Source organism: Streptosporangium sp. NPDC002607 (assembly GCF_053592655.1).
In genome coordinates this window covers 77,072-100,833 of the sequence record NZ_JBSFWD010000020.1, presented here as the reverse complement: position 1 = coordinate 100,833, position 23,762 = coordinate 77,072, and the positions used below count along the sequence as shown (strand labels likewise).

25 protein-coding genes and 1 pseudogene are annotated in these 23,762 nt (G+C 69.8%); 14 read left to right on the top strand and 12 right to left on the bottom strand.

Going from position 1 to position 23,762, the window contains the following annotated elements; translation table 11 throughout:
• Positions 1–116 precede the first annotated feature (116 nt).
• Positions 117–935: an alpha/beta fold hydrolase gene (locus ACWD3H_RS23115; RefSeq protein ID WP_451956421.1), complete on the bottom strand. Its 819-nt coding sequence runs from the start codon at positions 933–935 to the stop codon at positions 117–119.
• 237 nt (positions 936–1,172) lie between these two features.
• Between ACWD3H_RS23115 and ACWD3H_RS23110 the strand changes: the two genes are divergently transcribed.
• The 3 genes from ACWD3H_RS23110 (at position 1,173) to ACWD3H_RS23100 (ending at position 3,868) form a co-directional block, all read left to right on the top strand.
• Positions 1,173–1,742 carry a helix-turn-helix domain-containing protein gene (locus ACWD3H_RS23110; protein WP_355550593.1) on the top strand — a complete coding sequence of 190 codons (570 nt, stop codon included), beginning with the start codon at positions 1,173–1,175 and terminating at the stop codon, positions 1,740–1,742.
• A gap of 360 nt (positions 1,743–2,102) precedes the next feature.
• Positions 2,103–3,233: a GAF domain-containing sensor histidine kinase gene (locus tag ACWD3H_RS23105; protein WP_451956420.1), complete on the top strand. Its 1,131-nt coding sequence runs from the start codon at positions 2,103–2,105 to the stop codon at positions 3,231–3,233.
• Positions 3,230–3,868, top strand: coding sequence for a response regulator (locus ACWD3H_RS23100; RefSeq protein WP_451956419.1), 639 nt, complete (start codon positions 3,230–3,232; stop codon positions 3,866–3,868). Before ACWD3H_RS23105 ends, ACWD3H_RS23100 begins: the two co-directional genes overlap by 4 nt.
• Positions 3,869–3,881: 13 nt before the next feature.
• On the opposite strand, the gene ACWD3H_RS23095 is transcribed toward ACWD3H_RS23100, so the two are convergent.
• The gene (locus ACWD3H_RS23095; protein WP_451956418.1) at positions 3,882–4,601 is read right to left on the bottom strand and encodes a hypothetical protein; all 720 of its coding nucleotides are present in this window, start codon (positions 4,599–4,601) and stop codon (positions 3,882–3,884) included.
• Between the two features lie 172 nt (positions 4,602–4,773).
• Here ACWD3H_RS23095 and ACWD3H_RS23090 point away from each other — a divergent pair, with 172 nt between their 5' ends.
• Positions 4,774–7,251 carry a protein kinase domain-containing protein gene (locus ACWD3H_RS23090; RefSeq protein WP_451956417.1) on the top strand — a complete coding sequence of 826 codons (2,478 nt, stop codon included), beginning with the start codon at positions 4,774–4,776 and terminating at the stop codon, positions 7,249–7,251.
• Positions 7,252–7,283: 32 nt separating this feature from the next.
• Here ACWD3H_RS23090 and ACWD3H_RS23085 read toward each other — a convergent pair whose 3' ends face one another.
• Positions 7,284–8,003: a hypothetical protein gene (locus ACWD3H_RS23085; protein WP_355550584.1), complete on the bottom strand. Its 720-nt coding sequence runs from the start codon at positions 8,001–8,003 to the stop codon at positions 7,284–7,286.
• Positions 8,004–8,069: 66 nt separating this feature from the next.
• On the opposite strand from ACWD3H_RS23085, the gene ACWD3H_RS23080 reads away from it, so the two are divergent.
• The 3 genes from ACWD3H_RS23080 (at position 8,070) to ACWD3H_RS23070 (ending at position 10,007) form a co-directional block, all read left to right on the top strand.
• Positions 8,070–8,864 carry an ABC transporter ATP-binding protein gene (locus ACWD3H_RS23080; protein ID WP_350918647.1) on the top strand — a complete coding sequence of 265 codons (795 nt, stop codon included), beginning with the start codon at positions 8,070–8,072 and terminating at the stop codon, positions 8,862–8,864.
• 130 nt (positions 8,865–8,994) lie between these two features.
• Positions 8,995–9,750, top strand: coding sequence for a sulfite exporter TauE/SafE family protein (locus ACWD3H_RS23075; RefSeq protein WP_350959116.1), 756 nt, complete (start codon positions 8,995–8,997; stop codon positions 9,748–9,750).
• Between the two features lie 29 nt (positions 9,751–9,779).
• Positions 9,780–10,007: a hypothetical protein gene (locus ACWD3H_RS23070; protein WP_329088968.1), complete on the top strand. Its 228-nt coding sequence runs from the start codon at positions 9,780–9,782 to the stop codon at positions 10,005–10,007.
• A 70-nt stretch (positions 10,008–10,077) separates the two neighbouring features.
• Here the strand turns inward: ACWD3H_RS23070 and ACWD3H_RS23065 are convergent, their stop codons facing one another.
• From ACWD3H_RS23065 to ACWD3H_RS23045, 5 genes are all read right to left on the bottom strand, one after another.
• A complete protein-coding gene (locus tag ACWD3H_RS23065; RefSeq protein ID WP_355550581.1) occupies positions 10,078–10,944 on the bottom strand; it encodes a Rieske 2Fe-2S domain-containing protein in 867 nt (288 codons plus the stop codon).
• Positions 10,945–11,033: 89 nt separating this feature from the next.
• The gene (locus ACWD3H_RS23060) at positions 11,034–11,588 is read right to left on the bottom strand and encodes an HD domain-containing protein (RefSeq protein WP_451956451.1); all 555 of its coding nucleotides are present in this window, start codon (positions 11,586–11,588) and stop codon (positions 11,034–11,036) included.
• 101 nt (positions 11,589–11,689) lie between these two features.
• Entirely contained in the window at positions 11,690–13,855 is a 2,166-nt protein-coding gene (locus ACWD3H_RS23055; protein WP_451956416.1) for a molybdopterin-dependent oxidoreductase, read from the bottom strand.
• Between the two features lie 189 nt (positions 13,856–14,044).
• Entirely contained in the window at positions 14,045–14,728 is a 684-nt protein-coding gene (locus ACWD3H_RS23050; protein ID WP_355613283.1) for a hypothetical protein, read from the bottom strand.
• Complete coding sequence (locus ACWD3H_RS23045) at positions 14,715–14,975, bottom strand: hypothetical protein (protein WP_355550575.1); 261 nt, start codon at positions 14,973–14,975, stop codon at positions 14,715–14,717. Before ACWD3H_RS23045 ends, ACWD3H_RS23050 begins: the two co-directional genes overlap by 14 nt.
• 467 nt (positions 14,976–15,442) lie before the next feature.
• On the opposite strand from ACWD3H_RS23045, the gene ACWD3H_RS23040 reads away from it, so the two are divergent.
• The 3 genes from ACWD3H_RS23040 (at position 15,443) to ACWD3H_RS23030 (ending at position 17,147) form a co-directional block, all read left to right on the top strand.
• Positions 15,443–16,303 (top strand): helix-turn-helix domain-containing protein, encoded by an 861-nt coding sequence (locus ACWD3H_RS23040; protein ID WP_350918629.1) that lies wholly within the window; start codon positions 15,443–15,445, stop codon positions 16,301–16,303.
• A gap of 32 nt (positions 16,304–16,335) precedes the next feature.
• Positions 16,336–16,542 carry a DUF397 domain-containing protein gene (locus tag ACWD3H_RS23035; RefSeq protein WP_355550571.1) on the top strand — a complete coding sequence of 69 codons (207 nt, stop codon included), beginning with the start codon at positions 16,336–16,338 and terminating at the stop codon, positions 16,540–16,542.
• 380 nt (positions 16,543–16,922) lie between these two features.
• Positions 16,923–17,147: a DUF397 domain-containing protein gene (locus ACWD3H_RS23030; protein ID WP_350918623.1), complete on the top strand. Its 225-nt coding sequence runs from the start codon at positions 16,923–16,925 to the stop codon at positions 17,145–17,147.
• A 39-nt stretch (positions 17,148–17,186) separates the two neighbouring features.
• Here ACWD3H_RS23030 and ACWD3H_RS23025 read toward each other — a convergent pair whose 3' ends face one another.
• Together ACWD3H_RS23025 and ACWD3H_RS23020 are read right to left on the bottom strand one after the other, a co-directional pair.
• The gene (locus tag ACWD3H_RS23025; protein WP_451956415.1) at positions 17,187–17,432 is read right to left on the bottom strand and encodes a hypothetical protein; all 246 of its coding nucleotides are present in this window, start codon (positions 17,430–17,432) and stop codon (positions 17,187–17,189) included.
• Between the two features lie 13 nt (positions 17,433–17,445).
• Positions 17,446–17,571, bottom strand: a pseudogene (locus ACWD3H_RS23020) (catalase); the annotation flags it as partial.
• A gap of 132 nt (positions 17,572–17,703) precedes the next feature.
• Between ACWD3H_RS23020 and ACWD3H_RS23015 the strand changes: the two are divergent.
• From ACWD3H_RS23015 to ACWD3H_RS23005, 3 genes are all read left to right on the top strand, one after another.
• On the top strand, positions 17,704–18,813 hold the full coding sequence (locus ACWD3H_RS23015; protein ID WP_451956414.1) for a CapA family protein: 1,110 nt from the start codon (positions 17,704–17,706) through the stop codon (positions 18,811–18,813).
• A gap of 142 nt (positions 18,814–18,955) precedes the next feature.
• Positions 18,956–20,671: an SDR family oxidoreductase gene (locus ACWD3H_RS23010; protein WP_451956413.1), complete on the top strand. Its 1,716-nt coding sequence runs from the start codon at positions 18,956–18,958 to the stop codon at positions 20,669–20,671.
• Positions 20,672–20,789: 118 nt separating this feature from the next.
• Positions 20,790–21,350, top strand: a complete 561-nt coding sequence (locus ACWD3H_RS23005) for a TetR family transcriptional regulator (RefSeq protein WP_355550678.1) — start codon at positions 20,790–20,792, stop codon at positions 21,348–21,350.
• Here the strand turns inward: ACWD3H_RS23005 and ACWD3H_RS23000 are convergent.
• Entirely contained in the window at positions 21,326–22,021 is a 696-nt protein-coding gene (locus ACWD3H_RS23000; protein WP_451956412.1) for a hypothetical protein, read from the bottom strand. The two genes, ACWD3H_RS23005 and ACWD3H_RS23000, sit on opposite strands and share 25 nt — an antisense overlap.
• Before the next feature lie 169 nt (positions 22,022–22,190).
• Here ACWD3H_RS23000 and ACWD3H_RS22995 point away from each other — a divergent pair, with 169 nt between their 5' ends.
• The gene (locus ACWD3H_RS22995; RefSeq protein WP_451956411.1) at positions 22,191–22,730 is read left to right on the top strand and encodes a tetratricopeptide repeat protein; all 540 of its coding nucleotides are present in this window, start codon (positions 22,191–22,193) and stop codon (positions 22,728–22,730) included.
• Between the two features lie 81 nt (positions 22,731–22,811).
• Here the strand turns inward: ACWD3H_RS22995 and ACWD3H_RS22990 are convergent, their stop codons facing one another.
• Positions 22,812–23,699, bottom strand: a complete 888-nt coding sequence (locus tag ACWD3H_RS22990) for a hypothetical protein (protein WP_451956410.1) — start codon at positions 23,697–23,699, stop codon at positions 22,812–22,814.
• Positions 23,700–23,762: the final 63 nt, after the last annotated feature.

Genomic DNA, 23,762 nt, shown 5'->3' with positions numbered 1-23,762 from the left:
GGCCCCTACACCCGAACAGGGGCCACGACGCAGGCCTGCCCTTCCTGCTCCCCGGTGCCGCAGATCAGGGCAGTTCCGGGCCGGGAGTCGACGCTGCCGTGGAGCCGCTGTCCTGATCAGCTGCCGAGCCTGCCGAGTAGGTCTTGGATCGCTTGGAGAACGGCGTCGGGACGGCGGAATATGACGGAGACATGTCCGGCGTCGTCGATGACGCGGTTCTCGCCGTGCGAAACAGATTCGACCAGCGCGGTGTAGAGCCGCGTTTTCGCTTCGGCCTCCTCGTGGAGGAGCGATGTGGGCATGCCCTGGGTGACCGCTTCTTTGAAGGGGTCGATCGCTACAGCGGTGAGTACGATCAGCGGGACGTCGGGCATCGGTCCCGCGTTGCGTACCTCGTCATGGAGTTGGTGACGGTTGGCCGCCTCCTGGCCGCCGATCTTCAGCCATTCCGGGCTGACGTGTCGTTCGATCAGCGACTCGCGGATCTCCTCCGGCCAGTCGGCCATCTCCCGCGCGAACAGGGCGCGGTAGAACTGGATGATTTCGTCGGGCAACTCGTCAGGCACCGCCTCGCCGGGGTCCCACGCCTGATACAGCTCGTTCAGTTCCTTGGGCATGTAGGAGTCGTAGTCCTCGTGTTCGGGCTCCACCAGAACCAGGCCCGCCACCTCGTCGGGGAAACGCTGCGCATAGTGGCGTGCGTGGAGGCCGCCGAGGGAATGACCGACCAGCAGGTAGGGAGCGGGCACGCCGACGACCCGCAGCAGCTCGCGCAGCTCGTCGGTGACCTGGGTGGAGGTGCGTGGCAGCTCGGCCCGGTCGCTCCACCCCGTTCCGGCCCGGTCGTAGAGCACGCTCGTGGTGAGTTCAGCGGCCCGCTGCTGAACGATGAAGCCGTCCATGCCGGATGAGCCGGCCCCGGGTAGGAACACCACCGCCGGGCTCCCGCTGCCCGATCGGTGGAGGAACAGTCTCCGATCCCCGACCTGGTGGTGCCGTCCCACTGGCGGCGTTGCCTCGGTCGTTTGGCGTTGCATCGCTGACTCCCTCACTGCCGGCGCCGGCTTGGCGGAGACGAGAGCGCACCTTTCGGGGTCGCCACCCGTCGCCACGCCATCGGGCATGTGCTTTACCAATTTCAGGAACGGTACCAGATATGGGATCGTAGGGCTGTGGACACCCTTGATCTGCTCCTGCACCCGGTCCGGCTGCGCATCGTGCACGCCATGTCCGGCGGTCGCACCCGCACCACGTCCGGCCTGTGCGCCGGCCTGCCCGACGTCCCCAAGACCACGGTGTACCGGCACGTCGGCCTGCTGGCCGAGGCGGGAGTGCTGGAGGTCGTCGACGAGCAGCGCGTGCACGGTGCCGTCGAACGCCACTACCGGCTACGCCGCGAGCATGCAGGGATCGACGCCGACATGGCCGCGTCGATGTCCCTGGACGAGCACCGTCACGGGTTCGCCGCAGCCATGGCCGCCCTGCACGCCGAGTTCAACGCCTACCTCGACCGGGACGGAGCCGACCCGACCGCCGACTCCGTGGGCTACCGGCAGGGCACCGTCTGGCTCAGCCCGGACGAGCTCGCCGAGATGATCGACGAGCTACGCGACGTCCTGGCCTCCAGGGCGGGCAACAAACCCGCGCCCGGCCGCAGCCCCCACCTCCTGAGCATGATCCTGTTCCCGACGGAGGAACCACCGCGGCACGAGGCCGGCCGGCAGGCCGACGACCACTCCTGAGTCCATGCACGGCTTCTGGTAAACGAGCGATTCCGAGAGAAGATCACCAACACACCCCGCCGCCCGCCCCGGTCGACCTCGACCGGCTATCAGCCGACATCCGCATCGGCTACGCCCGCTGCTCCTCCCTCACCCAGGAACTCCAGTCCCAGCTGGACGCCCTGGAGGCGCACGGCGCGGCGGACGGACCGGACGGCCGTCCCGCTCGATGGCCGGCGGCCCCGGCAACCGGATCGTCAGCGAACGCACCTCCTCGGCCTTGATCGTGGTACCGGCCGCCGCACGGGCGTCCGTCCACCGGTACCGAGCCCGCCGAACGGTGGCGCCGAGCTCTCATCGGACCGGGGCTAGAGTCGTTCCGTGAGCTCCGAGAGTGAGGACCGGGACGCCGTGCTGCACGCGGTGAGCTCGGCCGTCCTCGCGGTGACCAGGCATCTGTCGGTCCGGGAGGTGCTCGGCGTCATCGTGCGGTCGGCGGGGCGGCTGCTGGACGCCCGCTACGCCGCGCTGGGCGTGCCCGACGACCAGGGGGCGTTCGCCGAGTTCGTCGCCGAGGGCATCTCCGACGAGGAGTGGGACGCGATCGGGCCCACGCCCCGCCAGCACGGCATGCTCGGCGCCCTGCTGCGCGAGGGCGTGCCGGTCAGGCTTCCCGACATCCGCAGGGACCCCCGGTTCGAATACTGGCCCCGTGCCCATCCGGTGCTCAAGGACTTCCTCGGGGTGCCGATCCTCGACGGGGACGAGGTGCTCGGCATCATCTTCCTGTCCAACAAGCGGGCCCCGGGCGGCTTCACCGAGGCCGACCAGCGGCTGCTCACCATGTTCGCCGCGCACGCCGCGCTCGCCCTCACCAACGCCCACCTGTACGAGCGGAGCCGGGAGCTCACGCTGGTGGAGGAGCGCACCCGGATGGCCAGGGAACTGCACGACGCGGTGACCCAGAAGCTGTTCTCGCTGCGCCTCACCGCGCGGGCCGCGGCGTCGCTGGTCGCCGGCGACCCGGTACGGGCGGTGCGGGAGCTCGACCGGGTGGAACGGCTGGCGGGAGAGGCGCTGGCCGAACTGCGGGCGGTGATCGTCGAGCTCCGGCCGGCCGAGCTCGACCGGCACGGCCTGGCCGAGACGCTCCGCAAGCACGTCCGCCTGCTCGACCGGCTCCACCCGGCCTCGTTCTCGTTCGAGGAGGCTCCGGTGTGCGACCTCGAACCCGAGATCGAGGCGGCCGTGCTGCGGGTGGCCCAGGAGGCACTGCACAACGCCTCCAGGCATTCGAAGGCGCGTGCCGTCGGCGTACGGCTGGGTTGCGAGGGCGGGCGCGTGTTTCTGGAGGTGAGCGACGACGGGACGGGATTCGAGGTGACCGCCGCCGTGGGACGAGGGCTGGGCATCGCCTCGATGGGCGATCGGGCGGAGGCCGTCGGCGGCAGCGTGCGGGTGAGGTCGGAGCCCGGGGGCGGCACGCTCGTCCGGATGGAGGTGCCGGCGTGATCCGCGTCCTGATCGCCGACGACCACCCGGTCGTCCGGCAGGGGCTGCGTACCTTCCTGGACCTCCAGGAAGACCTCGACGTGGTCGGCGAGGCCGCCGACGGCGCCGAGGCGGTCGCCCTGGTGGAGACCCTCGCCCCGGACGTGCTGCTGCTCGACCTGAAGATGCCGGTCCTCGACGGGCTCGGCGCGCTGCTCCTGCTGGGGGAGCGGGGACTGTCGCCGCGGGTGCTCGTGCTGACCTCGGTCAGTGACCGGGAGGACGTGGCCCCGGCGATGCGGGCGGGCGCGGCGGGCTTCCTGTACAAGGACGTCGAACCGGCAGCGCTCGTGCACGCGATCCGGGCGGTGCACGGCGGCCAGGTGCTGCTCGCTCCGGAGGCCGCGGAGGCGATGCTCTCCCTCTCCGGATCCGTTCCGGCCACGCCGGAGGGCAGACGGGTGGCACCGTTGACCGAACGGGAGCGCGAGGTGCTCGCGCTGATCGCGTCGGGCCGTTCCAACAGGGAGATCGCCAGACAGCTCACCGTGGCGGAGAAGACCGTGAAGACCCACGTCTCCAACGTGCTGATGAAGCTGGGCGTGCAGGACAGGACCCAGGCCGCCCTCTACGCGGTGCGGAACGGCCTGGCCTGACCGGCGTGCGAGGTCAGGTGTCCTTCTTCTCCTCACGCCGTCCCGGCGGCGGGGGCGGCGGCGGGGGAGGCGGCGGCGGTGGCGGGGTGTAACTCCCGCCCCCACTGCGCTTGGGTTTGGGCGGTGTGGGATGGACGATCTTGGTTTTCACCGTCTTGAGGTAGTACCAGTGGGGGAAGTTCAGCCGCCTCCACTCGTCGCGGCTGAGGTCCGCGCCTCCGGTCGGGACGTTCCAGGTGTCGGCGCCGAGCTTGGCGACCGCGGTGCCCCTGGTCCGCTTGTTGAGCTTGACCCAGATGCGTACCGTCTCCGACTCGCCCTTGCCGATGATCCAGGGCGTCACACACCAGAAGCCGTCGGTGTAGAAGTCGCAGTCGGTGCCTTTCGGGCCCTTGTAGTAGACGGTGCTGTTGATGCCTTTTGGTAGGAGGGTCCCGCCTACGTAGAAGTAGTCGGCCTTCTGTGGTCCCCGATTGGTGATTTTGATCGTATACATGAACTCTTGGCCGCTTCTGACCCGTTTTGGGGCCTTCACTGAGACCTTGAAAGCGGACCAGGGCCTGTCCAGACCCGCCGCTGACGGGGCCACGGCCGAGACGTCCGTCCGGGTCGCCGACAGGACCTCGGAGGAAGCCGGGGACTGTGTGTTCGCGGCGGCGGCCGAGGCGTTGGGGACGATCGCGAGCGGAGTGATGAGGCTGAGACCTAGGAGCGTGCCGAAGCTTCGGCGCATGGGCGTCTCCGCACGAGCTAGGGGTGACCGTAGTCACCATTTGTTTCGAAGATTATGACTTAAGAAGGACGCGCCGGAAGAGTGAGTGATCTACCTGAAAATTAGTTATTTGCGTATCTTTGGTGACTCGGGGACGGCGGCGGTTCACAGGCTGGACAACGGGGAGGCTCAGGTGCCGGATACGAGCCCGCTGCGCAGGGAGGACCCGGAGTCACTGGGCGACTACCGGCTGCTCGGCCGCCTCGGCGAGGGGGCACAGGGGGTGGTCTACGCGGGCCGGGGGCCCGACGGGGTGATGGTGGCGATCAAGCTGCTCCACCCCAGGCTGAGCGACACCGGCATGGACGGCGCCCGGTTCCTCCGTGAGGTCTCCGCCGCCCGCCGGGTGGCGCCGTTCTGCACCGCCCAGGTGCTGGGCGCCCACATGGACGGTGACCGCCCCTACATCGTGAGCGAGCTGGTGGAGGGGATCTCCCTGCAGCGGGTCGTGCAGGCCGAGGGACCCCGCGGCGGCAACGTGCTCCACCGGCTCGCGGTCGGCACCGTGACCGCGCTGGCCGCCATCCACCGGGCGGGCATCGTGCACCGCGATTTCAAGCCCAGCAACGTGCTGCTCGGTCCCGACGGACCCCGCGTGATCGACTTCGGCATCGCCAGGGCCCTCGACTCGGCGATGACCGTGACGAGCGGAGTGGTCGGCACCCCCGCCTACATGTCGCCGGAACAGGTCTCCGGGCACCGGGTCGAGCCCTCCTCCGACATGTTCAGCTGGGCGTTGACGATGGTGTTCGCCGCGACCGGGCGGCCCGCGTTCGGCCAGGACAGCGTGCCCGCGGTCATCTACAGGGTGATGAACGAGGCCCCCGACCTGTCCGAGCTTCCCGACACCCTGCGGCCGATCGTCACCTCGTGCCTCAGCAAGCAGGCCGGGGAACGGCCCAACGCCTCCGAGGTGCTGTTCGCGCTTCTGGACACCCAGTCGGAGGAGGCAGCCGCTCCCGAGCCTCCGCTCGCCGCTCCGCCCCTGCCCACTGCCCTGCCCGCGCCTTCGCCCGCCGTTCCGCCCGTGCCCCCGCCCGCCGCCTCGACCGTGCCCCCGCCGCCCGCTCCCGAGACGTTGTGGGTGCGGCCGTCAGGGGCGGACCCGGGGGAGCCCGGCGCGGCCCCCCACGCTCCGGGCGGCAGGGCAGGCACCTCCCCGGCTGCTCCTCCGCCCGCGGCCGTCCCCTTCACCTCCCCCGCGGGACCCGCGCACTACCCGGGCAACCTGACGCCCGTCGGCCGGCAGGCCGCGCCCCCGCCGGGGGCGTACCCCCCGCCACCGCCGCGGCACCCGGACCTCTTCGGTGACCCGGTACCCGGCGCGCCCGGCGAGCACGGTGAGCACGGCGAGCACGGGACGCGGCGCAGACGGGCCGCCCTCGTCACCGGGGTGCTCGTGGGAGCCCTGGCCCTGGCCACCGCCGTGCTGGTGGCGGTGCCGAGCATGCGGAACGACACCACGGCGAGCTCCCCGGCTCCCGATGCCGGTACGCCGTCGTCCTCGATTCCCTCCACACGGCCCCCCACGGCCGCCTCGCAGGCTGCCACGCAGGCCCCGACACCTGTCGCGCAGGCCCTGACCCCGGCCCCCACGGCGAGTCTCACGACGGCGCCGACCTCCGAGCCGTCCGAGCCGCTCGCCATGCCGCCCACCGCGGTGCTCTTCGACGGTCAGGACGGCAAGGCGCTCAAGGGGCACAGCAGGGCCGTACAGTCCCTCGCCAAGGTCGAGATCAAGGGCAGGCCCACGGTGGTCTCGGGCAGCCAGGACGGTTCGCTCGGGATCTGGGACCCCGCCGAGCACAAGAGGCTCCACCGGCTCCGCGGCCACCGGGGCGAGGTCTACGCGGTCGCCACCGTCACCTTCGGCGGCACGCCGTACGCGGTGACCGGCGGCTACGACCACTCCGTCCGCCTGTGGAACCTGAAGACCCGCAAGAGCAGGGTTCTCGGCCACCACCCCATCGCGGTCTTCTCCGCCGCGGCGGGCATCGTGAACGGTTCACCGGTCGCCGTCACCGGGGACGGCGACGGCACGCTCTACTTCTGGAACCTGAAGAGCCGCAGGTTGCTCAGAGTCGTCTCCGCGCACCGCGACGACGTCAACTGGCTCGCCTTCGGCAAGATCGGAAAGCGCTCCGTCGTCGTGTCCGCCGGCGCCGACAAGACGCTGAAGATCTGGGACCTCGTCACCAGGAAGCGGTACGGCAAGGTCTACCGGGGGCACAGCGGGCGGGTCTTCTCGGTGGCCTTCGGCAAGCTGGGCGACCGCACCGTGGTCGCCTCGGGCGGCAAGGACAAGAAGATCAGGATCTGGGACCCGAAGACCTCCAAGACCATCGGCAAGCCGCTCAAGGGTCACGGAGGCAACGTCTACTCCCTGGCGTTCGGCACGGTGGACGGGCGCACCGTGCTGGTGTCGGGCAGCACGGACGGGACCGTCCGGCTCTGGGACCCGGCCGAGGGCAAACCCCTTGGCAAGGCGATCAAGGCACACAAGGGCGGGGTCTACTCGGTCACCGTCATGACCATCGGCGACCGTATGGTGGCCGTCTCGGCGGGCAAGGACCGCACCGTCAAGCTCTGGAAGCTGACCTCCGGCCGGTGACCCGCCCCGCGACGGGCTCTCGGACCGGGCCCTCAGACCAGCTCGGTGATGGCGTGGTGGGCGACCACGCGGGCCCGGCGCACCGCGCGGTCGAGCTCACGCAGGGCCTCGGCGCGCACGGCGAGCTGGCCCGAGGTGAGCCCCCGCTCGTCGGCGATGCGGAGCACCGCGGCGAGACGGGCGGCCAGGGCGGCGACCCGATGGGCGCGGGCGGGATAGCCGGGGGCCAGGCCGTCATCGGTGATCTTCAGCTGCCGGTGGCCCTGGGCCGGACCCCCCACGCCGAGCAGGGCGTCGGTGGCCACCCGCATCGCGCGGGTCAGCTCGTGCTCCGCGTCGGCGAGAGAGGGCAGGTCGGGTGCCGTGGCTCGGGCCTCCAGCACGCTCCAGCGAACCCCGGCGTACGATGACCCGCGGTGGTCCTTTACCGGGACCAGGCCAAGGCATCTGTCACCGAGCACGGCTGTCGCCGCCTGTCCGGCCTCGATGGCCGCGGAGTTGAAGGGGGGCGGTCCGGTGAGCCCGAGCGGGTCGCCCGGGACGGGCAGGGCCAGTCGCAGCGACTTCATACCCCCGATCCGCAGGTCGGCGAGGAACCCGCGGAGGGGAAGGTCGCCGCTTTCCGCGGCGACGACTTGGGGGCCGGCCTGTCGTTCCACGCGGTCGGCGGCCTCGTCGAGGCCGACCTGTCCGGCGAGCCAGGCGTTGCCCCAGCAGACCAGGGTGGCCGAGATCGGTGAATCAGGGTGCACCGATCCACGATATGCGCTCACCCTGCAATAGGTTTTGTTCCAGCGATTCACAAGGAGGCGTAAGGGATGGGCGGTCAGGTGCTTCGGCTACAGGACGTCACCGTCCGCAGGGACGGGGCGGCCCTGCTGCGGGAGATCGACTGGACCGTTCACGAGGACGAACGGTGGGTCGTCATCGGTCCCAACGGCGCGGGGAAGACGACGTTGCTGCAGGTGGTCGGGGCGATGCTGTTCCCCACCGAGGGCATCGTGGAGATTCTGGGCGAGCGGCTCGGCCAGAGCGACGTCTTCGAACTGCGGCCCCGCATCGGGCTCGCGAGCGCCTCACTGGCGGAGAAGGTGCCGCCGGAGGAGAAGGTCATCGACCTGGTGCTCACGGCCTCGTACGCCATCCTCGGCCGCTGGACGGAGGAGTACGACTCCCACGACGTCACGCGCGCCGTCGAGCTGATCGACCAGTTCGGATGCGCCCACCTGATCCGGCGCCGGTTCAACACGTTGTCCGAGGGAGAGCGTAAGCGGGTCCAGATCGCCCGCGCGCTCATGCCGAACCCGGAGCTGCTGCTGCTGGACGAGCCCGCCGCCGGCCTGGACCTGGGCGGGCGCGAGGACCTGGTCCGCCGCCTGGCGACGCTCGCGCACGATCCGAAGGCGCCGACCATGGTGCTGGTCACCCACCACGTGGAGGAGGTGCCCAGCGGGTTCACCCACGCGCTGTTGCTCCGGCACGGCTCCGTGGTGGCCCAGGGGCCGATCGAGCAGGTGATGACGGCGGAGAACCTGTCGCACACCTTCAGCGTCCCGCTCAGCCTGGATCAGGGGCGGGACGGCCGGTGGTACGCGCGGGCGCACCAACTCTGAACTCATTTCGGTTGTCCAAAAACCGGTAAAGCATACCCCTGCCGTGAGACGGCGGCCGGGCTCCTCCTAGCATCCGGTAAGTGCCGTGCACCTCGTCATGGGCGCGAGCCTCACCAGCAAAGGGGAGTTCATGACACCGTGGGAGGCGGCTGCGATCTTCGTGGCCGGTATCGGAGCCGGAGGCATCAACGCCGTTGTCGGCTCCGGATCTCTGATCACGTTTCCGACCATGGTCGCGCTGGGGATGCCGCCGGTCGTCGCCAACGTCTGCAACAGCGTCGGCCTGGTCCCGGGCTCGCTGACCGGCGCGCTCGGCTACCGGGCGGAGTTGAAGGGGCAGCGCCAGCGGCTGATCCGGCTGGGAATTCCGACGATCATCAGCGCGGTGATCGGCGGGGTGCTCCTGCTCTATCTCCCCGCGGAGACGTTCAACGTCGTGGTGCCCGTCCTGATCGGTGTGGCGTGCGTGCTGGTGATCGCCCAGCCGAGACTCAACAGGTGGTTGAGCGCCCGGCGGGAGCACGCCCAGCCGCACGGCGGCCCCTGGCTCTGGATCGGTGTCTTCGCCTGCGGCATCTACGGCGGCTACTTCGGCGCCGCGCAGGGCGTGCTGCTCATCGGGCTGCTCGGCAGCTTCCTCGACGACGGCCTGCAGCGGATCAACGCGGCCAAGAACGTGCTCTCGCTGCTGATCAACATGTCCGCCGCGGCGCTGTTCATCCTGATCGCGGAGATCGACTGGCTGGCGGTGCTGATGGTGGCGCTGGGCGCCGCGATCGGCGGTTTCCTCGGTGCGAAGATCGGCAGGAAGCTGCCCGCTCCGGTATTGCGCTGGTTCATCGTCTGCATCGGTGTGGTGGCGATAGTCAAACTGGTGTACGGGTGAACCTGCCTACTAGTGGGTACCAATCAGGTATGAAAGGTGACAAGGTCGAGGTTGTCATCGACGCAGGAGACAGTTCCCGTACCTACGAGGTCAGCGCCACCAGAGCGGGACGCCGCGTTGAGGTGGCCAACGCACGCGGCGGCGTCGTCGAGGTGAGCGAGGTCACCCGGAGCGGAACGGCCGTGCGCACCGCCCGGTTCATGTCCAGCCGGATCCTCGCCCTGGTGGAACACCCCGCCGACGGCAAGCCCGCATAGCCCCGAACGGCCCGAACAGCTCAGGACCGGTGGCGGGCCGGTTCTCGCCGCGCCCGGGCGGGGCGGTCCGTCATGCCTGGGCGGGACGGACCTGGAGCACGCCGTCGCGGCGGACCCGGGTCTCGAAGGACGGCTGGGGGGCCGTGGCCGGGCCGTGTACGACGGCACCGTCGGAGAGTCTGAAGGTGCTTCCGTGCCACGGGCAGACCACGCAGGCGGTGCCCTCCTCCGAGATCAGACGCCCCTGGTGGAGTGGCCCGGCCAGGTGGGCGCACTGGTCGGCGAGGACCGTGACGGTGCCCCCGACACGGAGTACGAACAGGTCGATGTAGCCGAGCCGTCGCGTCACCGGACGTCCGTCCGGCAGATCGCCGATCTCGCACAGGTCGTGCCAGCCCAGCGGGACCAGGTGGGTGACGGACTCGGCGTGGTTGGACCCGGCCGCCTGCCGGTAGGCGAGGTAGCCGCCGAGGTAGCCGCCCACGCTCGCGGCACCCAGCCCGACGAACGACAGCAGCCGCCCGGTCCGGTCGCGCCCGGTCAACCGGAACGCCAGCGATCCGGCGTAGAGCCCCAGGGAGGTCAGGTTGGCGATCGCGTGCACGAACCCCACCCGCTGCTGCTCGCGGTGGAGCGCGGACCAGTCGACGATGCCCGCGGCCACCGCCGGGGTGGCGGTGGCGAGTCCACTCGCGACCAGCAGTTGCGACGCGCGTGGATCCGAGCGGGTCACGTCGAGCACCGCGGTCGCCGCCCAGAGGCCCAGGCTGAGGTTGGCGAGCGGTGGATGGAGTGGTTTGCCGAGCGGTACCCCGTGCAGCAGGTCACGGAGCAGGCCAGGGCCGATCCGTCGGCGCACCGCCTTGGCGAGTATGCGGATCGGCCGATCGGCCCTGGGGGACCGCTCGATCCGCTCGGTGAACTCGACCCCGGGCACCAGGCGCTTAAAAGTTCGGCGCCCTGTTTTGACGGTTTCCTTCACTATCGCCCCCTTCTCGACCCATAGGGACCTACCCGGGAACGGTGTTATGCACGCGCCAAATGTCCTCGGCTGACGGAGAGAGCGATGATCTCGGTGGCGTAGGCGCCCAGCGTCGCCGACCCCTCCTCGATGATTTTCACCTTCTCCAGCACCTGTTCCGCCGTCACCTTGTAGAGCGACCAGGTGCCGCCCTCGTTGTGGTGGTTGGCCATGATGGGCGCGATCCGGTCGAGGGCCTTGGCGAACTTGGCCTCGGGAGTCCTGCGCTCCTCGAACTCGTCCCAGAGGTCGCGCAACCGCGCGGCCTGGTCAGCTGGGAGCAGCCCGAAGATCCGGTCGGCGGCCTTGCGCTCGATGCCCAACTGGGCCTCGACGGCGGAGGCGTCGTAGATGAAGGTGTCTCCCGCGTCGATCTCGACGATGTCGTGGACGAGCAGCATCGCGACGACCCTGTCGAGGTCGGTGCCCGGTGGTGCGTGTTCGGCCAAGACCATCGCCAGCATGCCCACGTACCAGGAATGCTCGGCGTCGTTCTCCCGCCGCGACCCGTCCATGAGGGTGTTGCGGCGGACGATGCGTCTGAGCTTGTCGATCTCCATGGCGAAGGTGAGCTGAGCGTGTAGACGGTCCTGTGCTAAAGGGGTGGTCACGCGCGCAAGCCTAATGCGCGTCGATCCCCCTTTTCCGAGCGATCATGGGATCATGCCCGGCCGAGTGTGACGGGGACCCCGTTGAACACGGCGTTTCCCGAGGGTACGTCCACGATGGAATCGTCTGTCAGCGCGTTCGCGTTGACCCCCGCGTGCTTGGCGGCCACCAGTTGCGAGGTGCCCGCGTGTCCCCATCCGTGGGGCAGGCTGACCACTCCCGGCATGATCGTGTCGGTCGGCTCCAGCGGTACGACCAGCTCGCCGGCCGCCGAGCGCACCACCGCGTGCTCGCCCAGCCCGAGCCTGCTCACGTCGTCCGGGTTGATCTGCAGGGTGCACCGGTTGGTCCCGCCGACCAGCGGGCCCACGTTGTGCAGCCAGCTGTTGTTGGAGCGCAGGTGGCGCCGGCCGATCAGCACGATCTCCGCGGGTGGCACGGTCAGCCGCCCGCGCAGCCGCGCGACGTCCTCGACCAGCCGCGGCGGGGCCAGCTCCACCCGCCCCGAGGCGGTGCGGACGATCTCCGTCAGCCGAGGTTCCAGAGCGCCCAGGTCGATGCCGTGCGGGTTCGCCAGGAGCGTGGCCAGGGAGAGCCCGTAGGGGCCGAGCCTGAGCATGGCGTCCAGCCGCATCTCGGCTCCGCTACCGCCGTCCAGCGAGGCACGCAGCTCGGCCGGGTCCCCGCCCTCCATCGGTGAGCCGGGCGTCTCGGCCGCCTTGCGGAGCATCTGGTCGAGGATCAGCTCGTCGAGCAGGGCCGGGTCGGCGTCCGCCCCCTGCCCAGAGGCGATCATCGTCAGCCGCGCCATGATCTCGGCCTCGGAGGGACGTCCCGGCTCCAGTGGCAGGACCGGCGGGGAGAACCTCGCGTAGTTGCGGACCGCGACGAACAGCAGCGACAGGTCGTAGTGCGGCGACTGCATCACCCGGGGCGGTGGCAGGATGACGTTCGCGTGCCTGGTGGTCTCGTTCAGGTACGGGTCCACACAGACCATGAACTCCAGGTCACGGAAGGCCGCGTCCAGCCGGGGACCGCCCGGCGCCGACAGCACCGGGTTGCCGGCCACCATGACCAGCCCTTTGACCTGCCCCTCGCCCGGTGTCTCGATCTCGTCCGCGAGGGTGGCCACCGGGAGCTCACCGTTCGCCTCCGGCAGCCCGCGGACGCGGCTGTGCCAGCGTCCCGTGGTGTACGGCCTGCTCCTGCGGCCGTTCTCCACCGCGGTTTTCGCGAACATGACCCCGCCGGGGCGGTCGAAGTTGCCGGTCAGGATGTTGACGACGTCGACCAGCCACTGCGTGACGGTGCCGAACTCGACGGTGCAGGTGCCGATACGGGCGTAGACGGCGGCGGTCGGGGCCGCGGCCAGCTCGCGCGCCAGCCGTACGATCTCCGCGGCGGGCACCCCGCAGATCGGGGCCACGGTCTCCGGGGCGAAGTCCTCCGCCAGCCGTCTGACCTCGTCCAGCCCGTTGACCTCGACGCCCACCGAGGTCAGATCCTCGGCGAAGAGGGTGTGCACGATGCCGAACAGCAGGTAGGCGTCGGTGCCCGGCCTCACGAACAGGTGTTCGTCGGCGAGAGCGGCGGTGCGGGTGCGGCGCGGGTCGACGACCACGAGCCTGCCTCCGCGTCCGCGCAGCGCCTTGAGGCGGCCGGGGAAGTCAGGGGCGGTGCAGAGCGAGCCGTTGGACTCCAGCGGGTTGGCGCCGAGCATCAGCAGGTAGTCGGTGCGATCCAGATCGGGCACCGCGATGGCCAGCGGGTCGCCGAGCATCAGGCCGCAGGAGACGTGCTTGGGCATCTGGTCCGCGGTGCTCGCGGAGAAGACGTTGCGGGTGCCGAGAGCGCGGATCAGGGGGGTGCCGTACAGGGCGCCCGCCATGGAGTGGGCGTTCGGGTTGCCGACGTAGACGGCCAGAGACCGGCGGCCGTGTGCGTCGATCACGCCCTTCAGACCCTCCTCGACCGTGCGGAACGCCTCGTCCCAGGACGCCTCGCGCCACACCTCGCCCGTCCGGATCATCGGGACGCCCAGCCGGTCCGGGTCCTCGTCGAGGCGGCCCAGGCTTGCCCCCTTGGGGCAGATGAACCCCTTGGAAAACGGGTCGTCCGGGTCGCCCTTGACCGAGGTGACGTGCCCGGTGTCGTCGAGGGTGAGCCGGAGGCCGCAGACGGCCTCGCAGAGGGGGCAGGTCCGGTGCGCTGTTCTCATCGGCACTCCTGAGTCCGGCAAGTGAACTCATCATGGCCGTAGGCCGGGGCGAGGGGAAGCCCCCGAGGGCGAACTCGGGGGCTTCCGTGCCGCCAGGAGGACGGGAACGGCCAGTGGAACCCAGACGGCCCGCTGTGTCCCGCGGCCGGATGGGAGGTTCGCGCGGCCTGCTTCCCGTGGACCGGAGGTTCACGCGGCCCGTTGCCGTTGGTCGGCGGGCTCGTGCGGCCCGGGGAGCAGGGCGGCGGCGGAGCGGATGCCGGACTCCTCCCGCACGGTCCGGTGGGCCCGTGGGCCGACCCAGTCCGTCCACCCGTACCACCGGTCGATTCCCACCGGGGGGCCGGTGAACTCGTCCCTGCGGACGATCTCGACGGCCAGCAGGTGCGCCCACCTGCGGTGCCGAAGGACCACGGTGTCGCGGGCGTAGCACGCCGACGCGATCTCGGCCGAGAACGCCTCGAAGTCCTCGGCACAGATCCCGGCCCTGGCGAGGATCAGCGCCTTCTCCCCGGCGGCGGAAGGAGTGATCCACAGCACCAGCGGAAGCCGTCCCGAGCGGGTGTGTATCCCGGTCTCCACGCACGTCCTCTGGAGGCGGTGCCGGGAGATCAGACACCACGCGTGCGCCCTCACCCACCTGCGCCCGGAGCGGGAGGCGGCGGGGACGCCGGAGGTGCAGGCCAGAAGGGCGGAGGGCCACCAGTGGCCCTGTTTGAAGGAGAGGGCCGCCGCGGCCAGGACGGTCGAGACGGCGGCGAGCAGGACGATCTCCGTCCGCCAGCGCCACAGCCGGACGAGGAGGCCCGTCCTGCCGGGTGGCCGGCCGTCGGGGCGACCGTAGCGGTTGTTGCGGAGGTTACGCCGCGACATCGCCGCCCGCCCTCTTGCCGGGTACGGGCGCCAGGGCGAGGGCGGGGGCGGCGGTCCGCTCGGCCTTGAGGAGGTCGAACCGGGGCTCGCGGTAGTGCCTGCTCACGAAACCGGTCCTGGTCACGGTCCAGCCGAGCCGGTGGGCCCACTCGTCCTGGTCCATGCAGAGTTCTCGGTCGACGATGTAGATCAGATCGAGGATGAGGGTCTTGATTCCGCAGAGTCCCTTGGTACGGTGGAAGGACATAGGAGACTCCCTTCGTGGTTTCAACGTGGAGTTCTTGTGCCAACCGGGTCGGTGGCCGCCGACCCGGTGCTTTTTTGCGCCCGATCGGGCGCCCCCTGGTGCGTGCGACTCTGGGCCGTCGCCGGCCGATTTCCTCCGCTCCCCCTGCTGGCCTCCCCGGTTCAACTCCGTCGTGCTGGAGACGGCGCCGTTGCCGATCAGGTGCGCGCACGTTTCGCCCCGCGCGCGATTCGCGGAGGTCCTCGAAGACATCCCCCGGATGATCACCGGTGGATTCCCCGATCTTCCGAGAACCTTCCTGTTCTGATAGTCGCTCAGTAGAGATTTCCCTGCAAGACTTGCCGTAAGGAAAAAAGCAATAAACTTCTCCGAATACACTGCAAACGACAGTGTAATTTGCACTACCATTCGTCTGGTTCCTGTCGAGGCCATGACGTCCACCCGCCCGTCATGGCGAGGAGGTCGTGATGCCGGAACGTGGTAGTCCAGCGCTCCGCCGGCGTCGGCTGGGCATGGAGCTTCGCCGGCTCCGCGAAGGCCTGAACATGACCGGCGACGAGGTGTCCGACCGTCTCGGGTGGTCGACCGCCAAGGTCAGCCGCATCGAGACCGCCAAGACACTGGCCAAGGAGGAGGACGTCGAGGCGCTCTGCGGGCTCTACGGGGTCGACGAGCACCTCCGGGAGGCTCTGGTCGCGCTGCGACACGACGCCGCCCGGAAGGGGTGGTGGGAGAGGTATCGGAGTTCCGTCCCCGATGACTACATCACGCTCATCGGGATGGAGGCGGAGGCCACCATGACGCGAAACTGGGAACCCCAGGTCGTGCCCGGCCTTCTCCAGACGAAGGAATACGCCCGGGAGGTCCTCGCGGCGGGTCAACACGCCAGCCAGCTACCGTCGAGCTGGTTTCAGGATCGCGCGGAGATCCGGATGATGCGCCAGCACACCCTGCTGCACGCGCCGCGACCGCTGACGCACATAAGCGTCTTCCACGAGTCCGTGCTGAAGAACCAGTACGGCGACGCCCAGGTCATGCGGGACCAACTTCTGCATCTGATCGAGATCTCCCGGTTACCGCACGTGGAGATACGGATCCTGCCCCAGGACGTTCCGCCGCCGGTGTCCACGGGAACCTTCGTGCACCTGACGTTCTCCGACTTCCCCGATGTCGTCTATCTGGAGTCCTTGTTCGGCGGACGGTTCATAGAGGACGCGGAAATGGTCTACGGGTACGAACGGGCCTTCGGCCATCTGGCGGAGCGGGCTCTGGACGAGGCGGCGTCGCAGGAACTGATAAGAAACACAACGGAGTACTGGGAAAGATAGCGGCAGGCCGCTATGCACATATTGGAAGACAAATGAACAAGAAACATATCAGCGCCGCTGAGTGGAAGAAAAGCTCGCTCAGTTCCGTGAACGGGAACTGTGTCGAGGTGGCGGCGCTGGACGGGGGCCACATGGGGGTCCGGGACAGCAAGGAGCGGTCAGGGCCGGTCCTGGTCTTCACCCGCGAGGAGTGGGGAATCTTCGTCGGCGCGATCAAGAAAGACGGATTACATCTCTGAGAGATGAGAACGGCCCGCCGGCCGATGGCCGCGGGCCGTTTCCCCGGGCACCTCTCACCACCTCGTGCGGGTCGAGGACTGCCGGGCCGCGAAGCCGTACATCCGGTTCGAGGTTCACGGGCCCGCCGCCGACCGCTGGATGGAGGCGGTGTGCCGGGCGATCAACGATCTTGGTGGAATACCCGCCCCGCGGCCCGAGGCGCCTCAGGCGGGCGGCGCTGACGGGGATGCCCATGTGGGTGCAGATGGTGGGGGAACCGTGGGCTCCACCGTCGCCGGTTTCCCGGTATGAGGCCTGGCGCGATAAACCCGCTGGTTAGCGGACTATTCCATGTAAGAGTCTTGCATTTCCTCGTCTTCCCGATGAAATTCTGACATTGGTGCTGTTGGGTGAGAGGACGGGCATGGAATCAGGTGATGCGTTGATCTGGAAGAAGAGCAGCCACAGTTCCCTCAATGGTAACTGTGTGGAGGTGGCACGGCTCTCCGGACGTGAAGTGGGTGTGCGCGACAGCAAGGACCGGGAAGGACCGGTGCTCGTTTTCGGCCATGCCGGATGGGCCGCGTTCGTCGGTGGGGTGAAGGGTGGGGAGTTCGACTTCTGAACGGTTCCGCACCTCGGACGGGGGCTTGCCCAACGGTGGTCAGGCCCCTTTCGCGTCCCCGGGGGCGGTCTCTCCGGGAAACCGGGGGAGAAGCCGTATGGCCCGCACCTGTCGAAGGTGCGAGCCGTACGAGGAGAGGGTGTGACTATTCGGCGGTGACGCGCCCAGGCCCTGGGCGACGCCCTGGCCGAGGTCCTTGTGGATGTTCGTCCAGTACTCCACGACGCGCTTCTTCATCTCGGCGGTGACCTCCGGGGCGGAGGCGTGGCCGACGACGTTGTTCACCAGGTGGGCGCGGTCGGTGGAAGAAGATCGGCGGGTTGTTGCCGACGATGTCGTCGTTGCCCTCTTCGGTGTAGAACTTCAGCGCGAAGCCGCGCGGGTCACGCTGGGTGCCGGGGCTGCCGAGCTCACCGGCCCTGGTCCTCCATGGACGACACGGTACGGTCTAAAGTTGAATTATTCGAATAAGCGATTTACTCAACTTTTAAGGAATCGAATCTCGTAGGGCGAGTTGTGCCACACATCGCGGGTGAGATGGCATCCTCGGATACCGATGGACACGTACAGCACCGCCCGACGTCTTGCCCTGGCCGCCACGATCACCGCCTCAGCCGTGCTCCTCGCGGCCTGTTCCACGGCCGAGTCGGTCACCCCCGGCGCACTCGCCGACGTCGAGGAGAAGCCGACCCCCCAGGCGGAGCCCACGCCTACCCCCGAGCGCAAGCCGTACACCATCTCCTTTGGTGGCGACGTGCACTTCGAGGGCGTGCTGCGAACCCGTCTGAACGCCGATCCGAAGACCGCGCTCGGCCCGATCGCCAAGGTGCTCAGCCGCTCCGACCTGGCGATGGTCAACCTGGAGACCGCGATCACCACCGGTGGCACCCCCGCACCGGGCAAGCAGTACACCTTCCGCGCTCCGGCGGCCGCGCTGACCGCGCTGAAGGCGTCAGGGGTGGACGTGGCGTCCCTGGCGAACAACCACGGCATGGACTACATGCAGAGCGGGTTGACCGACTCCCTCGCCGCCATAAAACGCGCCAAATTCCCCGTTGTGGGCGTGGGCAGGAACGAGGCCGAGGCCTACCGGCCGTGGCGGACCACCGTGAACGGCAACCGCGTCGCCATCATCGGCGCCACCCAGGTGCTGGACGCGGAGTTCGTCGGGGCGTGGACCGCCTCCGGTGACAAGGCCGGCCTCGCCTCGGCCAAGAACGAGGCGCGGTTGATCCAGGAGGTGCGCAGGGCCCGCAAGAACTCCGACACCGTGATCGTCCACCTGCACTGGGGCACCGAACTGCAGAAGTGCCCCAACGAGGCGCAGCGCGGCCTGGCGCCCAAGCTGGTCGCGGCCGGGGCGGATGTCATCGTGGGCGGCCACGCGCACATCCTGCTCGGCGGCGGCTACCTGAAGAACAGCTACGTCAACTACGGCATGGGTAACTTCGTCTTCTACAACTGGGGCCCGGAGACCGGCAGGACCGGCGTGCTCACTCTGACGATCAACGGCCGCAGGGTGCTCAAGGACCAGTGGACCCCGGCCAGCATCCAGGGCGGGGTACCGATCCCGATCACCGGGCTCGGGCGGCAGCAGGCCATCGCGAACTGGAAGGCGCTGCGCGACTGCACCGGACTGGCCGCCAGACCCGGTCAGCCCGGCTGACCGGGCCGGTCCCGCTCTCCCCGCGCCGCGTCGCCTTCGATGATCACCCCAGGTCGTGCGCGGCCGGCCGCGGGAAGCGGCCTGTCAGGATCCCGTTCTGTTCGACTACTGTCTTGGACAATCCATCCAACAGGAGGTCGTGGTGCGGTGGGTCGAGTCCGGCGACGTGCGGCTGGCACTGTTCGAGCAGGGTGATCCCGCCGCTCCCACGGTCCTGCTGGTCCATGGCTATCCGGACACCCACCGGGTCTGGGACGAGGTCGCCTCGCTGCTGGAGGACCGCTTCCACGTGGTCCGCTACGACGTCCGCGGTGCCGGACTCTCCGGCGCCCCGCGTGCCACCGAGGACTACGACTACGACCACCTGGCCGCCGACATGACCGCGGTCCTGGACGCGGTGGGCAAGCCGGGAGTGCACCTCGTCGGGCACGACTGGGGCTCCATCCAGGGCTGGAAGCTGATCGGCAGGCCGGGAATCGAGGAGCGGATCCTCTCCTTCACCTCCGTCGGCGGCCCGCACCTGGACCAGGCCGCCCACTTCGTACGGCACGGCCGTCCGCGCGAGGTCGCCGGGCAGCTCCTGCGCTCCTGGTACATCGGCGCCTTCCAGATCCCCGTCATCCCCGAACTCGTCCTGCGCGCCGTGCTGCCGCGTGTGATGAGACGGTCCGTACGGGCCGGGCGCCCGGGGCACCCTGCGGACACGCTCGTCAGGGACGGACTGAACGGCCTCGGTCTCTACCGGGCCAACATGCTGACCCGCCGGGGGACGCCCGCCGAGCCCGTCCCCCGGCTACCCGTCCAGCTTGTCGAGACCACGAAGGACCTGTTCGTCTCCTCCGCGCTGCTCGCCTCGACGCGCCTGTGGGTGCCAAGGCTGTGGCACCGCCGCATCCCCGCGGGCCACTGGGCGCAGCGCAGCCATCCCCGGGTGCTCGCCCGCATGATCGCCGAGTTCGCCGAGCACGTCGAGGGGACGCCGCCCTCCAGGGAACTGCGCGGGGACCGGCCCGGCAGGCGCGGGCCCTACGACGACCGGCTGGTGGTGGTCACCGGTGCGGGCAGCGGGATCGGACGGGCCACGGCCCGCGCCTTCGCCGCGCACGGCGCCGAGGTGATCTGCGCGGACATCGATCTCGGCGCGGCCCGCCGCACCGTGGAGGGCATCGCCGCGGGTGGGGGCACGGCGCACGCCCGGCAAGTGGACGTCGCGGACACCACCGGGATGGAGGAGTTCGCGCGGGTGGTCAAAGACCGGTACGGCGTGCCCGACATCGTGGTCAACAACGCGGGGATCGCGGTGGCCGGCCCGTTCCTCGACCACTCGGTCGACGACTGGCGGCGGACCCTGGACGTGAACCTGTGGGGCGTCATCCACGGCTGCCGCCTGTTCGCCGCCCAGATGGCCGAGCGCGGCCAGGGCGGTCACATCGTGAACGTGGCCTCGCTCGCCGCCTTCCTGCCCAGCCGGCTGCTGCCCGCGTACTCGACGTCGAAGGCGGCGGTGAAGATGCTCAGCGACTGCCTGCGCGCGGAGCTCGCCGGGCAGGGGATCGGGGTCACCGCGATCTGTCCCGGGTTCGTCTCCACCGCGATCGCGCGGAACGCCAGGTACGTCGGCGAGCTCGCCGAGGGCGCCGGCAGGCCCGCGGGGAGGGCGCTGGCCGCGCGCGGGTACCCGCCCGAGCGGGTGGCCGCGCACATCCTGCGCGCGGTCCACCGCGACCTGCCCGTCGTCGCCGTGAACGCGGAGGGCAAAATCGGTCACGCGCTCTCGCGGATCTCCCCGGCGGCCGTGCGCCGGCTGGCACGGCTGGCCGGCGGCGGCGAAATCTCGCGAATGACGAATAAGCACTGACCCGACGGCGTCAGGCGGGCAAGATGGTGGGGTGTCCATCGTGCCCGCCGAGGAGCCCTGCGAAGTCCCACTGCGGCGTCAGCCCACCCAGCGACGGAGCGCACGGCGCGTGGAGCGAATGCTCGACGCGTGCGCCGACCTGCTGGACGAGATCGGCTACGACGCGCTTTCCACCACACGGATCGCCGAGCGCGCGGGGGTCGCGATCGGCTCGGTCTACCAGTTCTTTCCCGACAAACGGGCCATCGCCCAGGCGGTGACCCGGCGTCACATCGAGGGGTTCGTCTCCCGGATCGGGAGACGCTTCCTGTCGGAGGACTACGCGGGCTGGTGGGACGCGGTCGACGCGATCATCGATGAGTACGTGGAGATGCACAGGACCGTGCCGGGTTTCCGGTCCCTGCACTTCGGCGACGTGGTCGACCTCAACCTGCTCGACGCCGGTTCTGAGAACAACACGGTGATCGCCGGACGGCTGCGTGGCCTCCTCCTGCAGGAGTACGGCCTGGCCGACAGCGAGGAGTTCGACCTGGCCATCCTGGTCGCGGTGGAGGCCGGAGACGCGGTGCTCAAGCTGGCGTTCCGCCGTGATCCGAACGGCGACCCGCAGCTCGTGGCCGAGGCCAAGCGTCTGATCCGTGGCTATCTGAACCGTCAGTTCGCCCGGGTCTCGGTCTGAGAGAGCTGGGGGAGAAGGTTCTCTTCGAGAGACTCGCCGATGCCCTCAGGCGGGTTCCCGCCGCCGGTCGAGTCCGGCGTGGCGAACACGGGCCCCGCGTCGGTGGGCCGTTCCCGATACTGCCGGACCTGGCCCCGGCGTTCGAGCTGGGACCACCGCTCCTGCGCGAAGGTCCCGCCGGCCGCCTCGGCTGCCCCGGCCGTCCCGGTCTCGACGCGCCTCTGCGCCGTCGGTCTCTGCGCTTCCAGCAGTCTCTGCGCTTCCGGCCCCTGCGGGTTCTGCCAGGCCGTTCCCGGTCTCTGGGGGCTCTGCCGCTGCACATCCTGCCGTTGCGTGCGCGGCGGCCTCTCGCGCGGCCACTCCGCGCCCGGCTCGATCGGCACCGCTACGACCGTGCCGGGTCCGGGCGGCAGCGCCCCCGACTCGACGCGGGAGCTCCGGACGGGCTCGGAGGGGGTGACCGGTTGGAGACGTCGCGCCCGATGGACCCGCTCCATCCTCTTGATCCGGGCGGCGAGCTTCTCGTGACGGAGCCTGCTCTCCAGGGTGAGCAGCTCCTGGTGGGCCTGACCGATCGCCTCCATCTTGACCGACAGATATCCGGCGGACCCCGGAACGATCACGGAGAAGGCCAGGAGAAGCATCAGGGTGAAGGCCGTCTGCCTGGACATGCCCATCGCAGCTCCTCCCAATGATGTGCTCCCCTAGCAGGAGTCATCGCTCATATGCCCGTTTTACTGGAGAAACACGCGCACCGTAGTCGTTCGTTTACTCAAGGTCATATGGCCAATACCTGCCGTTGGCCGTACGCGGTCGAGCGTCGCTCGGTACTCTCGCGATGTGGCGCATGTGACACGTGAGCAACTTGATCGATTGCTTGAGCAGGCACTTCTGGCCGACGATCACGAAGCCCTGGCTCGGCGACTCGAAGCCCTGGTCGAGGCGTACGCGTCCGGCGACATGTCGCGGGCGGCGATCCTCGTGCTCGCCGCCGAGGAGTGGCGGCAGGCCGGACAGCCCGCTCGGGCCCTTGACTGCTTCCAGCGGGCGGTGGACGACGGTGGCGAGGTGAGCGTCGATCCCCGGGCCGGGATCGCCGACACTCTTTTCGAGCTCGAACAGCCGGACGAGGCGAGAGAGGTGATCGCGGCGATTCGCGCGGTCGGCGAGGTCACCGCGGCCACCGCTCTCACGGTCGCTGAGACGCTCGTCGCCTACGGAGACCTCGGGGAGGCCCATCGGTGGGCCACCGAGGGGGCGCACCGGGCGGTGGAGGGCGGCGGTGAGCACATCGCCCTGCTCAGAACCCGCTACCGGATCCGCGTCGACCTCGGGCTCCCCGAAGACGAGCTCGACGCCCTCCTCGACGCTTCGTGCTGACGGCGGCCTGCCCCGAAACCAGGAAAGGGCCGTACCCGTTGGGGCACGACCCTTCCTCCGTGGTGGTTCGCGATCCGGTGGTTACCCCACATTGAGGCCCGGGATCGTCCTCTCCAGCGCGGGGAGGACGGAAAGCTCCGCGCCGCCCTCCGTGGTGGCGGCCTCGCCCGCGGAGGTGTCCGGCACCGTGGGAGTCTCCGGCGCCGCGGGGGCCTCCGGGCGTGCGACGGCCGGAGGCTCCACCACCGGCGTTTCGGCCGACGGCAGGTCCTCGGTGACGGCGTCCGCCTGGGCCGGCTGGGGCAGCGGCGCCGTGTCGTCGTCCGGCGTGACCGCCGCTTCGGCGGGTCGCTCGGGCGCCGGGGGCACCGGGGCCCGCAGCCAGCTGATGCCGTCGCTGGGAGCACCCGGCGCGCCCGGCAGGCCGGGCAGGTCCGGCGCGTCGGCCACGATGCTCACCCAGGAGTTCGTCCACTCGTGACCGGGCAGGCTCGACAGCCCGAAGGGCAACGCGTGGAAGCCGGTGCCCGCGGCGACGCCTCCGGCATCGGCGAAGCTGACCAGCGCTGAGGCCTGGGAGAGATCCGGCAGGTCGGTGACGTGTGCGAGCCGGTCCGCGGTCACCGGCGTCTCGCCGGTGCCGGCGGTCACCGACGCCCCGGTGCCGTCCGTCGCGACCGGCGTCTCGCCGATGTTCGCGGTCACCGATGCCCCGGAACCATCTGCGATCGCCGGCGTCCCGGCGTCGCCGGTGGTCGTCGTCCCGTCGGCTGCCGCGGTGCCTCCGACGTCGCCGGCCTCCTCGCAGGCGGCCGCCATGGCCCCGGGTGCCTGCGGTGCCCCTGCCGTCTCGCGCTCCTGGCAGGGCGCGACCTCCGCCGAGGCCGGAGAGACCATGGTCCAGCCGGCGCCGGCGGTGAGCAGCGCCACCGCGAGGATTCCCCTGATGTTCCGTGATGAGTTCGACATGCACATCCCCCTGTTGCGTTCGGTAATCCGATGACTGCCGAACGTAACAGGGGGGTCTTGCCC